This window comes from Pseudovibrio sp. Ad5, assembly GCF_001623095.1.
Classification (GTDB): Bacteria; Pseudomonadota; Alphaproteobacteria; order Rhizobiales; family Stappiaceae; genus Pseudovibrio.
Genome location: NZ_LMCH01000057.1, coordinates 40,783 through 54,147, shown reverse-complemented (window position 1 = coordinate 54,147; position 13,365 = coordinate 40,783). Strand labels below are relative to the sequence as shown.

Here is a 13,365-nt window from a genome sequence, read left to right as displayed (position 1 = left end):
CGCTCCCCGACCTGCGCATTTTAGGAGAGAGCTGATGTCGCAAGAGGTCATGAACCTGTTCAATCAACAGGCTCCCGCACAGACCTTCGATCATATCCGCATCTCGATCGCCAGCCCGGAGAAAATTCTGTCCTGGTCGTTCGGTGAGATCAAAAAGCCGGAGACGATCAACTACAGAACTTTCAAGCCAGAGCGCGACGGGCTGTTCTGTGCTCGGATTTTCGGTCCTATCAAGGACTATGAGTGCTTGTGCGGTAAGTATAAGCGCATGAAATATAAAGGCGTTATCTGTGAGAAGTGTGGCGTAGAAGTCACCTTGTCCCGTGTACGCCGTGAACGTATGGGCCACATTGAGCTTGCAGCTCCCGTTGCGCATATCTGGTTCCTGAAGTCGCTGCCATCCCGTATCGGCATGCTGTTGGATATGACGCTTAAGGATCTTGAGCGCATCCTGTACTTTGAGAACTACGTTGTTATTGAGCCAGGCCTTACTCCTATGAAGCTGCGTCAGCTGCTTTCTGAAGAAGAGTTTGTTGCCGCTCAGGACGAATACGGTGAAGACAGCTTCACTGCTATGATTGGTGCTGAGGCGATCCGTGAAATCCTTGCCAGCATGGATCTGCAGCGTGAATCTGAAAAGATCCGTCAGGAAATTGCAGAAGCAACCACAGAGCTGAAGCCTAAGAAACTGGCGAAGCGTCTGAAGGTTGTTGAAGCGTTCATCGAGTCTGGAAACCGTCCTGAATGGATGATTCTGACCGTTGTTCCTGTGATTCCACCGGATCTGCGTCCGCTGGTTCCGCTGGATGGTGGCCGTTTTGCTACGTCTGATCTCAACGATCTTTATCGTCGTGTGATCAACCGTAACAACCGTCTGAAGCGTCTGATCGAGCTTAAAGCGCCTGACATCATTATTCGTAACGAAAAACGTATGCTGCAGGAATCTGTAGATGCGCTGTTCGATAATGGTCGTCGTGGTCGTGTGATCCAGGGTGCTAACAAGCGTCCTTTGAAGTCCCTTTCAGACATGCTGAAGGGTAAGCAGGGTCGTTTCCGTCAGAACCTTCTCGGTAAGCGCGTGGATTACTCCGGTCGTTCCGTTATTACTGTGGGTCCTGAACTGAAGCTGCACCAATGTGGTCTGCCGAAGAAGATGGCGCTTGAGCTGTTCAAGCCGTTCATCTATTCCCGCCTCGATGCAAAGGGTTATTCTTCCACTGTTAAGCAGGCGAAGAAGCTCGTTGAAAAAGAGCGTCCGGAAGTTTGGGATATCCTTGATGAAGTGATCCGCGAGCATCCGGTTCTTCTGAACCGTGCGCCTACGCTTCACCGTCTTGGCATTCAGGCCTTCGAACCTACCCTGATTGAAGGTAAGGCTATCCAGCTGCACCCACTCGTTTGTTCCGCGTTTAACGCTGACTTCGATGGTGACCAGATGGCTGTTCACGTTCCGCTTTCTCTGGAAGCGCAGCTTGAAGCCCGTACTCTCATGATGTCCACCAACAACATTCTGCATCCGGCGAACGGTGGTCCGATCATCGTACCGTCCCAGGATATTGTTCTTGGCCTCTACTACCTGTCCATTATGGCAGATGGTGAGCCAGGTGAAGGCATGGCCTTCGGTAACATGGGTGAGTTGCACCACGCGCTGGAAAACGGTGTTATCACTGTTCACTCCAAGATCCGTGGCCGCTTCAAGTCTGTTGATGAGCTGGGTAACCCAACCTCTGAAATCCACGAGACCACTCCTGGTCGTCTGATGATTGCAGAGCTGCTGCCGAAGCACTTCGAAGTACCGTTCGACGCCTGTAACAAGCTGATGACCAAAAAAGACATCTCCAAGATGATCGATACGGTTTATCGTGCTTGTGGCCAGAAAGAGACCGTTATCTTCTGTGACCGGGTTATGCAGCTTGGCTTCAAAAACGCATGTCGTGCTGGTATCTCCTTCGGTAAGGATGACATGGTTATCCCTGATGCCAAGGCGACACTCGTTGAAAGCACCACCACTTTGGTGACTGAATACGAACAGCAGTACAACGACGGTCTGATCACTCAGGGCGAGAAGTACAACAAGGTTGTTGACGCCTGGGCGAAGTGTACTGACAAAGTCGCTGATGAAATGATGGGCCGCATCTCTGCGACTGAGTTCGAAGAGGACACAGGTCGTCAGAAACAGATGAACTCTGTTTACATGATGGCTCACTCCGGTGCGCGTGGTTCTCCAGCGCAGATGAAGCAGCTCGGCGGTATGCGCGGTTTGATGGCGAAACCAGATGGTTCCATCATCGAAAACCCGATTATCGCGAACTTTAAAGAAGGTCTGTCGGTTCTCGAGTACTTCAACTCCACCCACGGTGCCCGTAAGGGTCTTGCCGATACGGCGTTGAAAACTGCGAACTCCGGTTACCTGACACGTCGTCTCGTGGACGTTGCACAGGACAGCATCATTCTTGAAGTTGACTGTGGTTCCACCGGTGGCATTACCGTTCAGCCAATCGTTGATGCTGGTAACGTGATCGCGACCCTTGGTATGCGTGTTCTTGGCCGTACTGCGGCTGAAGACATCCGCAACAACAAGACTGGCGAAGTGCTCGTTCCTAAGGGACGTATGATTGACGAGAAGGACGTGGAGCTTCTTGAAGCTGCCAAGGTCCAGATGGTCAAGATCCGCTCCGTGCTGACTTGTGAAACCAAGACTGGTGTATGTGCGACCTGTTATGGCCGTGACCTTGCACGTGGTACTCCGGTGAACATCGGTGAGGCTGTTGGTGTTATTGCTGCGCAGTCCATTGGTGAGCCTGGTACTCAGTTGACCATGCGTACGTTCCACATTGGTGGTACGGCACAGGTTGTTGATAGCTCCTTCATTGAATCCAACTTTGAAGGCACCGTGAAGATGCGCAACCGTAATGTGGTTCGCGACTCTGATGGCAACAACATTGTTATGGCACGTAACATGTCCATCATTATCGTAGATAGTGACGGTAATGAGCGTTCTACGCATCGTCTGACTTACGGTGGTAAAATCTTCGTTGACGAAGGTGACGTCATCAAGCGCGGTGATCGTATTTCTGAATGGGATCCGTACACTCGTCCGATCCTGACAGAACTTTCCGGTCGTGTTGGCTTTGAAGATCTGGTGGATGGTTCTTCTATGCAGGAAACTGCTGATGAAGCGACCGGTATCACCAAGCGTGTTGTTATCGACTGGCGTTCTTCTCAGCGTGGCGCTGATCTGAAGCCTGCGATGGTTATTCAGGATGACAGCGGCAAGATCAAGAAACTGGCTCGCGGTGGCGATGCTCGTTCCCTGCTTTCCGTTGACGCTATTCTGTCCGTGCAGCCAGGTGACATGGTTTCTGCTGGTGACGTTCTTGCACGTATTCCTCTGGAATCTGCAAAAACGAAAGACATCACCGGTGGTCTGCCACGTGTTGCTGAACTGTTCGAAGCACGTCGTCCGAAAGATCACGCGATTATCGCTGAGCTTGACGGTACGATCCGCTTTGGCCGAGATTACAAAAACAAGCGCCGCATCATCATCGATCCTACCGATGAGAGCCTGGAGCCTGTTGAGTACCTCATCCAGAAGAACAAGCACTTCCACCTGCAGGAAGGGGACACTATCGAGAAGGGTGAATACCTTGTTGATGGTAACCCGGCACCGCATGACATTCTTGCGATTAAGGGCGTAGAGGCACTGGCTGCCTTCCTCGTTAACGAGATCCAGGAAGTTTATCGTCTGCAGGGCGTGGGCATTAACGACAAACACATCGAAGTGATTGTTCGTCAGATGCTCCAGAAGGTTGAGATCACTGATCCGGGCGAAACAGAGTACTTCTCTGGTGAGCAGGTCGATAAGATCGAATTTGATGCAGCTAACCAGCGTGCGATTGATAATGCACGTGATCCTGCCAAGGGTGTTCCAGTTCTTCTGGGTATCACGAAGGCAAGCTTGCAGACTCGTTCGTTCTTCTCTGCTGCATCGTTCCAGGAAACAACGCGTGTTCTGACTGAAGCAGCTGTCTTCGGTAAGATCGATCCACTGGACGGTCTGAAAGAGAACGTGATTGTTGGTCGTCTGATCCCAGCGGGTACAGGCGGGGCGATGAACCGCACTCGTAAGATTGCGACATTGCGTGATGATCTCATCCAGGACGCTCGCCGTTCAGCTTCTACTGCTGGAACTGCGGACTCCATGTTGGAAGATTTCAGCCGTGACGGTCAGTTCTAGTGAGCTGCAAAATCTAAATTGAGGTCAAGCCGCCCTTCGGGGCGGCTTTTCCGTTTATGGCAGATGGTTGCTTGTGGCGACCTGCTGACCTGCCACTAACAAGAAAGACGCGTATCTGATTTTGGAAGCTGAGACATCTTGGCAGATACGTCTGGTGTTTTGAATTGAAACGCATCCTTTCGGTCGGGCTGGACTGATTGAGTGCGTGATGAAGGAAATAAAATGTCTGATCAGATTGAAGAAGAAAATGGTGATGACACCCCTCCAGTTGTCTACCTGATTATGGGCCGTGCCTGGAAAGAGGAGGACGGTGAAGAAGAAGATGGTCTTCCGTTCCACGTAATGGTGACCGCGCCTGATGACGATGGTGCAGTTCGCCGTGCCGTTGAAGCGTTGGGTGAACAGGGTTTCGTGGATGCAGCTCTTGATCAGCTGGGATACATCACGGAAACTCCGGAGGAAGAATTCTTCGTTCAGCCTTATAAAGATGCACTGGCAGGCAATGTTTCAGTGATCACGTTCTAAAAATTGAACTGATGATCCGATTTTGGATTTTGGAAAGGAGAGGGTTACCTCTCCTTTTTTGCGTTTGGGGAAAAAAGAGAGGTGTAAATGCCTCTTTGCTGGGTGGCTTTAAAAATGTAGTGATCTTGCCTGACTTGTGAGTACAGTGATCTTTTGGCTTTGCAGTTGAAGCCAGATTTAAATGGAGCGAACGTTCTTGGGGAATGCTACTTCGAAGACTGCATTGGTAACAGGTGCCAGCAAGGGCATTGGTCAGGCCACCGCGGTTGCTTTTGCCGAAGCTGGTTATGATGTCTGTGTGAACTATCATTTTGATGAGGCCGGAGCGGAAGAGACTGTCCGGCGATGCAAGGAGGTTGGCGTTCGCGCGATTGCTGTTGCTGCGGATGTTGCTGATCTTGAGGCCGTGCGTCAGATGTTTGTCATTTGTGATGATAGCCTCGGGCCGATCACTTGCCTCGTGAACAATGCTGGTATCATAGGGGGATCGTCCTCCTTAGTGGACTTGGATAGCTCGGCGTTGGTTTCGACTTTTCAGACCAATGTGTTCGGCATGATTTATTGCATGCAAGAAGTAGCTAAACGCATGAGGATTGACGAAGGTGGTTCTGGTGGTGCGATTGTAAATATGTCTTCGATTGCCGCCGTGATGGGGAGCCCAGGGGAGTATGTTCACTACGCCGCTTCAAAAGGTGCAGTGGAAACATTGACGGTTGGTGCAGGTAAAGAGTTTGGGCCCCTCGGCATTCGGGTGAATGCGATCCGTGTGGGAACAACTGCGACCGACATGCACCAGCGGGAGGGAAATCCTGATCGCCCGGCCCTTGTTGCTGCTGCAACACCTCTTGGTCGTATAGCCGAGCCTTCAGATATTGCAGAGGCTGCTGTCTGGCTTGGATCATCCGGGGCAGGATTCGTGAGTGGGACGACACTGACGGTTGCCGGCGGCCTTGCTCCCTAACTGGGTGTGTTGGGTGCTTGAGACTTGAGGCGATGACGTGCCTTCGCCCTGTGGCAGTATTTGCACTTAAGGGGCGTAATTGAATTTGAGTTAAAGCAGCAAGAATCAAATGACCTGCGGAAATGACGATGAGTCAGAGTAGGGATGTGCTTAACTTCCTTTTAATCTTCAGAGTCAAACTGCAATGAACACTTAAGCGCCTCCAAATTTTGACGTCTTCCGAGAGGAAATTGCTGAATCTACGCGAATCTTGGGATACACCGTATGAATCTGAGAGGCTGGGGCCAAGAATCTCTTGGAAGGGACTTGACGAACAGTGTCCTGATGAGTAGGTTCCGGCAACCTTATGGCAAGCAGTAAGCAATGTCCTTCTCCTGAGGCGCCTCGCCTCGGAGTACTGAAGCTTAAACGTTGTCGGGTTCAAAGGCGAATACAAGTCGAATGCAAGACCGCGGATCCGTCCGTGGTCCTCTGGTTTCGCGGTGCCCTTCACGAATAATCGTTCGTGGATTTGGTGCGCATGCGTATGTCTACCAGAAACTGCGTCCGGTCGAAGAGCAAAAGTAGTTAAAGGGCAAATTATGCCAACGATCAACCAGTTGATCCGTAAGCCGCGTACAGTGCCGGCGAAGCGGAACAAAGTTCCAGCGATGGAAGCGTGCCCGCAGAAGCGCGGCGTGTGTACTCGCGTATATACAACCACTCCTAAGAAGCCTAACTCAGCGCTTCGTAAAGTGGCAAAAATCCGTTTGACCAATGGCTTTGAAGTTATTGGTTATATCCCGGGTGAAGGTCATAACCTCCAAGAGCACTCCGTTGTCATGATCCGTGGTGGTCGTGTAAAGGATTTGCCTGGTGTTCGTTACCACATCATCCGTGGCGTTCTTGACACCCAGGGTGTTAAAGATCGTAAACAGCGTCGTTCCAAGTATGGCGCTAAGCGTCCGAAATAATAGGATATAGACCGATATGTCCCGCCGTCACGCCGCTGAAAAGCGTCAAGTTATTCCGGATCCTAAGTTCGGAGATATCGTCGTTACTAAGTTCATGAACGCAGTAATGCTCGATGGTAAAAAATCCACCGCAGAACGCATCGTATACGGTGCATTCGATGCGATCGAATCTAAAGCTAAGGCTAGCCCACTCGAGATGTTCCATCAGGCGCTCGAAAACGTTATGCCACAGGTTGAAGTTCGCTCCCGTCGTGTTGGTGGTGCAACTTATCAGGTTCCAGTCGAAGTTCGTACAGAGCGTCGTCAGGCACTTGCTATCCGCTGGCTGATTTCTGCAGCTCGCGGTCGTAACGAAACCACAATGGTTGGTCGTCTGTCCGGTGAACTGCTGGATGCTGCGAATGGCCGTGGTAACTCCGTTAAGAAGCGCGAAGATACTCACCGGATGGCTGAAGCTAACCGTGCATTCTCGCACTACCGTTGGTAATCACCCTGGATAGAGGCTGACGCTATGTCACGTACGCACAAAATCGAGGACTACCGTAACTTCGGTATCATGGCTCACATCGATGCTGGTAAGACGACCACTACAGAACGTATTCTGTATTACACTGGTAAGTCCCATAAAATCGGTGAAGTTCATGATGGTGCAGCTACCATGGACTGGATGGAGCAGGAGCAGGAGCGTGGTATTACCATTACTTCAGCTGCTACGACTGCCCACTGGAACGGTAAGCGTCTGAACATCATTGACACTCCAGGTCACGTTGACTTCACGATTGAAGTTGAACGTTCCCTGCGTGTTCTTGATGGTGCAGTTGCACTTCTCGATGCGAATGCTGGTGTTGAACCTCAGACTGAGACCGTATGGCGTCAGGCTGATAAGTACAACGTTCCACGCATGATCTTCGTCAACAAGATGGACAAGCTCGGTGCTGATTTCTTCCGCTGTGTAGAAATGATCGAGAAACGTCTTGGTGCGACCCCAGCTTGTGTTCAGCTGCCGATCGGCGCTGAAAGCGAATTTGCTGGTGTTATCGATCTGCTGAAGATGAAAGCATTGGTTTGGAACGGTGAAGCTCTTGGAGCAAGCTGGGATGAGCTGGATATTCCAGAAGATCTCGCTGACCAAGCTGCTGAATACCGCGAAAAACTGATCGAGATCGCTGTAGAAGTAGAAGAAGAAGCTACTGAAGCATACTTGGAAGGCGAAATGCCATCCAACGAAAAGCTTCAAGAGCTTATTCGTAAGGGTACCATTGCTGGCAACTTCGTTCCAGTATTGTGCGGTACAGCATTCAAGAACAAAGGCGTTCAGCCTCTTCTTGACGCTGTTGTAGATTACCTTCCTAACCCGGTTGAAGTGCCGGCGATTAAAGGTATCGACGCCAAGACTGAAGAAGAAACCACTCGCGAATCTTCTGATGAAGAGCCGCTTGGTATGCTCGCATTTAAAATCATGAACGATCCGTTCGTTGGTTCTTTGACCTTCGCACGTATTTACTCTGGTGTGCTGAATAAAGGCTCATCCGTGCTGAATACTGTTAAGGGCAAGCGCGAACGCGTTGGTCGCATGATGCAGATGCACTCAAATTCCCGCGATGACATTGATGTAGCCTATGCAGGCGACATTGTGGCTATCGCAGGCCTGAAGGACACGACCACTGGTGATACGCTTTGTGATCCTCTGAAGCCTGTTATTCTGGAACGCATGGAGTTCCCGGATCCGGTTATCGAGATCGCTGTTGAGCCTAAAACCAAAGGTGACCAGGAAAAGATGGGTCTTGCCCTGAACCGCCTGGCTGCTGAGGATCCGTCCTTCCGCGTGAAGACAGATGAAGAGTCCGGCCAGACAATCATTGCTGGTATGGGCGAACTTCACCTGGACATCCTTGTTGATCGCATGAAGCGTGAATTCAAGGTTGAAGCAAACATCGGTGCACCTCAGGTTGCTTACCGTGAAACCATTACCAAGCCTGCTGACGTGGATTATACCCACAAGAAGCAGTCCGGTGGTACTGGCCAGTTTGCTCGCATCAAACTCTCTATCGAGCCAAATGTTGTTGGTGAAGGTTTTGAGTTTGCTAACACGATTGTTGGCGGTAACGTTCCTAAGGAATACATCCCTGGTGTATCCAAAGGTATCGAATCCGTCATGTCCTCTGGTCCACTTGCTGGCTTCCCGATGGTCGACATTAAAGCTACCCTCACTGACGGTGCTTACCATGATGTTGACTCGTCTGTGCTCGCATTTGAGATCGCAGGTCGTGCTGGTTTCCGCGAAGCTGTGGCTAAAGCAGGTCCAAAGCTTCTGGAACCTATCATGAAGGTTGAGGTTGTCACTCCAGAAGACTATATGGGTGACGTGATTGGTGATTTGAATTCCCGTCGTGGACAAATCGCCGGTACCGAAAACCGCGGTGTCGTGACCGTTATCACTGCTATGGTTCCGCTGGCCAACATGTTTGGTTACGTGAACAACTTGCGTTCCATGTCCCAAGGACGTGCGCAGTATTCCATGGTGTTCGATCATTACGACCAAGTCCCGCAGGCTGTTGCTGACGAGGTTATGGCGAAATACGCCTAAACCTCATTAGACCAGTCAAAGGGATTCAAGAGAGAACGGAGAGATCCGATGGCTAAAGAAAAATTTGAACGTAATAAGCCGCACGTCAACATCGGCACAATTGGCCACGTTGACCACGGTAAAACTACACTGACCGCAGCGATTACTAAATCCTTCGGTGATTTTAAAGCATACGACGAAATCGATGGCGCTCCTGAAGAGCGTGCTCGCGGTATCACCATTTCAACAGCACACGTTGAATATGAAACCGAAGCTCGTCACTACGCACACGTTGACTGCCCAGGCCACGCTGATTATGTGAAAAACATGATCACTGGTGCTGCACAGATGGACGGCGCGATCCTCGTTGTTAACGCTGCAGACGGCCCAATGCCTCAGACACGTGAGCACATCCTGCTCGCTCGTCAGGTTGGTGTGCCTGCTCTGGTTGTCTTCATGAACAAAGTTGACCAGGTTGACGACGAAGAACTGCTTGAACTCGTAGAAATGGAAGTTCGTGAACTTCTTTCTTCCTACGAATTCCCAGGCGATGATATTCCAATCATTGCTGGTTCTGCACTTGCTGCTCTTGAAGACCGCGATGACGCGATCGGCAAAGACAAAATTGTAGAGCTGATGGCTGCAGTTGACGACTATATCCCAACTCCTGACCGTCCACGCGATCTGCCATTCCTGATGCCGATCGAAGACGTGTTCTCTATCTCTGGCCGTGGTACTGTTGTAACCGGTCGTGTAGAGCGTGGCATCGTTCACGTTGGTGACGAAGTTGAGATCGTTGGCGTTAAAGACACATCTAAGACCACTGTTACTGGTGTTGAAATGTTCCGCAAGCTGCTCGATCAGGGCGAAGCTGGCGACAACATCGGTGCATTGATCCGTGGTGTTGGTCGTGAAGATGTTGAGCGTGGCCAGGTTCTTTGTAAACCAGGTTCCGTTACTCCTCACACTAAGTTTAAGGCTGAGGCATACATCCTCACCAAGGAAGAGGGTGGACGTCACACTCCATTCTTCACCAACTACCGTCCGCAGTTCTACTTCCGTACGACTGACGTGACTGGTGTTGTTTCTCTGCCAGAAGGCACAGAAATGGTGATGCCTGGTGATAACGTTGCTGTTTCAGTTGAACTTATCGTACCAATCGCTATGGAAGATGGTCTGCGCTTCGCTATCCGTGAAGGCGGTCGTACCGTCGGCGCTGGTGTTGTAGCTGAAATCATCGAATAAGAATTGAGTTCGAACTGCGGTTTGATCTTGTGTTAAACCGCAGTTGCCTTGCTCAGTTAAGGATTAGTCATGAACGGTCAGAATATACGGATCCGCCTGAAGGCGTTTGATCACCGTGTTCTTGACGCTTCCACTAAGGAAATCGTGAACACGGCGAAACGGACCGGCGCACAAGTGCGTGGACCAGTTCCGTTGCCGACGCGGATTGAGAAGTACACAGTACTTCGCGGACCGCATGTTGATAAAAAGAGCCGTGATCAGTTCGAAATGCGCACTCATAAGCGTCTTTTGGACATCGTCGACCCAACACCACAGACAGTAGATGCTTTGATGAAGCTCGACCTGGCTGCTGGCGTTGATGTCGAGATCAAGCTCTAAGTGCGGCAAGGGGACACAGTAATGCGTTCTGGAGTGATCGCACAGAAGGTGGGTATGACCCGTATCTATAACGCGGCAGGCGAACACGTGCCCGTTACAGTACTGCGTCTAGACAACTGTCAAGTTGTTGCTCACCGGACGGCAGACAAGAACGGCTACACTGCGCTTCAGTTGGGCGTAGGTGCGGCAAAAGTTAAGAACACGAACCGCGCGATGCGTGGCCACTTTGCAGTTGCAAAAGTTGAGCCTAAGCGCAAACTCGCTGAGTTCCGTGTTTCTGAAGAGAACTTGATCGAAGTTGGTGCTGAGCTTACAGCTGACCACTTCCTTAACGGTCAGTTCGTGGATGTAACCGGCACCTCTATCGGTAAGGGCTTTGCTGGTGCGATGAAGCGTCACAACTTCGGTGGTGGTCGCGCTTCTCATGGTGTGTCTGTTTCACACCGTGCGCACGGTTCTACCGGTCAGTGTCAGGATCCAGGTAAGGTGTTTAAAGGCAAGAAAATGGCCGGACACCTCGGTGCTGAACGCGTAACCACTCAGAACCTGAAAGTTGTACGTACTGACGTAGAACGTGGTCTGATCATGGTTGAAGGTTCTGTACCTGGCTCTAAAGGCGGTTGGATCCTGGTTCGTGATGCAATTAAGAAGGCTCTGCCAGAGAACGTTCCTGTACCAGGTGCATTCCGTCAGAACTCTGCTATTGCAGCGGCTGAAGCCGGGAAGGAAGGTGAGTGATGGAACTCGAGGTTAAAACCCTCGGCGGTAACGCAGCGGGTTCGATCACAGTGTCTGACGAGATCTTTGGTCTCGAGCCACGTATCGACCTAATCCAGCGTGTTGTTCGCTGGCAGCTTGCAAAGCGCCAGGCTGGTACACATAAAACTTTGGGTCGTTCCGAAGTTAATGGTACCACCAAAAAATTCGTACGCCAGAAAGGTTCTGGCGGCGCACGTCACGGTAACCGTAAAGCACCTCAGTTCCGTGGTGGTGGTAGGGCATTTGGTCCAGTTGTGCGTGAGCACGCTCATGAGCTTCCTAAAAAAGTTCGTGTTCTGGGTCTGAAGCATGCTCTGTCTGCAAAAGCAGCTTCTGGCAACCTTGTTGTTGTTGAAGATGCGAAATCAGCAGAAGCCAAAACCAAGGCTCTGAAGGACCAGCTTGGTTCTCTCGGATTGAACAGTGCGTTGTTCGTGGACGGTTCTGAAGTAGATGCAAACTTCGGTTTGGCTACTCGTAACATTCCACTCGTAGATGTACTGCCGGTACAGGGTATCAACGTTTACGACATTCTTCGTCGTGATACGCTGGTCCTGACCAAAGCGGCAGTTGCAGCTTTGGAGGAGCGCTTCTAATGAGCAAGCTCGTTCACTACGACAAAATCGTATCTCCGGTGATCACCGAGAAAGCTACTTTTGCCTCTGAAGAGAATAAGGTTGTTTTCAAGGTTGCTCTCACTGCAACAAAACCGGAAATCAAAGCAGCTGTTGAAGCTCTGTTTGGCGTAAAAGTCAAAGCAGTCAACACACTGGTTCGCAAGGGTAAGACCAAGCGCTTCAAAGGTGTTGTCGGCAAACAGAACGACTTCAAAAAAGCTGTGGTCACTCTGGAAGATGGTCAGTCCATCGACGTGACGACCGGTCTGTAAGGGGTAGGACAAAATGGCACTTAAGACATTTAATCCGACATCTCCTGGCCGTCGTCAGCTGGTCCAGGTAGACCGTTCTGATCTTTGGAAAGGCAAGCCAGTCAAGAAATTGACTGAAGGTCTGTCCAAGTCCGGTGGTCGTAACAACCACGGTCGTAAGACTGCGAACAACATTGGTGGTGGTCACAAACGTACCTACCGCCTGATCGACTTCAAGCGTCGTAAATTCGACGTTGTCGGTACTGTTGAGCGTCTGGAATACGATCCAAACCGCACCGCTTTCATCGCTCTCATCACTTATGATGATGGCGAGCAGGCATACATCCTTGCACCACAGCGTCTTGCTGCTGGCGATAAGGTTGTAGCTGGTGAAGCTGTGGATATTAAGCCAGGCAACGCTATGCCTCTGGCTTCTATTCCAGTGGGTACCATCATCCACAACATCGAGATGAAGCCAGGCAAAGGCGCGCAGATTGCTCGCTCAGCTGGTGCTTACGCTCAGATCGTTGGTCGTGATGCTGGTTACACAGTCATCCGTCTGCTTTCCGGTGAACAGCGTCGCGTTCTTGGCACCTGTATGGCTACCGTTGGTGCGGTATCCAACCAGGACCACGCGAACATCAACCTTGGTAAGGCTGGTCGTTCCCGTTGGCTGGGTCGTCGCCCACACGTTCGTGGTGTTGCGATGAACCCTGTCGATCACCCACATGGTGGTGGTGAAGGTCGCACCTCCGGTGGACGTCATCCGGTTACCCCTTGGGGCAAGCCGACCAAAGGCAAGCGCACACGCAGTAACAAGTCCAGCGATAAGTTTATCGTTCGGTCTCGTCACGCGCGTAAGAAGTAAGAGGA

At 51.0% G+C, this 13,365-nt stretch carries 12 protein-coding genes; all 12 read left to right on the top strand.

Translation table 11 applies throughout. The annotated features are described in order from the left end of the window. Nucleotides 1-34 precede the first annotated feature (34 nt). The gene (rpoC, locus tag PsAD5_RS14980; RefSeq protein ID WP_063289483.1) at nt 35-4,237 is read left to right on the top strand and encodes a DNA-directed RNA polymerase subunit beta'; all 4,203 of its coding nucleotides are present in this window, start codon (nt 35-37) and stop codon (nt 4,235-4,237) included. Nucleotides 4,238-4,459: 222 nt separating this feature from the next. After that, complete coding sequence (locus PsAD5_RS14975) at nt 4,460-4,762, top strand: hypothetical protein (protein ID WP_057464828.1); 303 nt, start codon at nt 4,460-4,462, stop codon at nt 4,760-4,762. Nucleotides 4,763-4,958: 196 nt separating this feature from the next. Continuing rightward, the gene (locus PsAD5_RS14970) at nt 4,959-5,723 is read left to right on the top strand and encodes an SDR family oxidoreductase (protein ID WP_206599643.1); all 765 of its coding nucleotides are present in this window, start codon (nt 4,959-4,961) and stop codon (nt 5,721-5,723) included. A 581-nt stretch (nt 5,724-6,304) separates the two neighbouring features. Then, entirely contained in the window at nt 6,305-6,676 is a 372-nt protein-coding gene (rpsL, locus tag PsAD5_RS14965) for a 30S ribosomal protein S12 (protein ID WP_057464826.1), read from the top strand. A gap of 16 nt (nt 6,677-6,692) precedes the next feature. Further along, on the top strand, nt 6,693-7,163 hold the full coding sequence (gene rpsG / locus PsAD5_RS14960) for a 30S ribosomal protein S7 (RefSeq protein WP_057464825.1): 471 nt from the start codon (nt 6,693-6,695) through the stop codon (nt 7,161-7,163). Between the two features lie 24 nt (nt 7,164-7,187). Continuing rightward, on the top strand, nt 7,188-9,263 hold the full coding sequence (gene fusA / locus PsAD5_RS14955) for an elongation factor G (protein WP_063292675.1): 2,076 nt from the start codon (nt 7,188-7,190) through the stop codon (nt 9,261-9,263). Nucleotides 9,264-9,311: 48 nt separating this feature from the next. Beyond that, entirely contained in the window at nt 9,312-10,487 is a 1,176-nt protein-coding gene (tuf, locus tag PsAD5_RS14950; RefSeq protein ID WP_063289481.1) for an elongation factor Tu, read from the top strand. Between the two features lie 69 nt (nt 10,488-10,556). After that, nucleotides 10,557-10,865, top strand: a complete 309-nt coding sequence (gene rpsJ, locus PsAD5_RS14945) for a 30S ribosomal protein S10 (RefSeq protein WP_008547405.1) — start codon at nt 10,557-10,559, stop codon at nt 10,863-10,865. 21 nt (nt 10,866-10,886) lie between these two features. After that, nucleotides 10,887-11,603 (top strand): 50S ribosomal protein L3, encoded by a 717-nt coding sequence (gene rplC, locus PsAD5_RS14940; RefSeq protein WP_057463439.1) that lies wholly within the window; start codon nt 10,887-10,889, stop codon nt 11,601-11,603. Further along, a complete protein-coding gene (gene rplD / locus PsAD5_RS14935) occupies nt 11,603-12,220 on the top strand; it encodes a 50S ribosomal protein L4 (RefSeq protein WP_057463438.1) in 618 nt (205 codons plus the stop codon). Before rplC ends, rplD begins: the two co-directional genes overlap by 1 nt. Then, a complete protein-coding gene (locus PsAD5_RS14930; RefSeq protein WP_057463437.1) occupies nt 12,220-12,513 on the top strand; it encodes a 50S ribosomal protein L23 in 294 nt (97 codons plus the stop codon). Before rplD ends, PsAD5_RS14930 begins: the two co-directional genes overlap by 1 nt. Nucleotides 12,514-12,526: 13 nt before the next feature. Further along, nucleotides 12,527-13,360: a 50S ribosomal protein L2 gene (gene rplB, locus PsAD5_RS14925; protein ID WP_057463436.1), complete on the top strand. Its 834-nt coding sequence runs from the start codon at nt 12,527-12,529 to the stop codon at nt 13,358-13,360. Nucleotides 13,361-13,365: the final 5 nt, after the last annotated feature.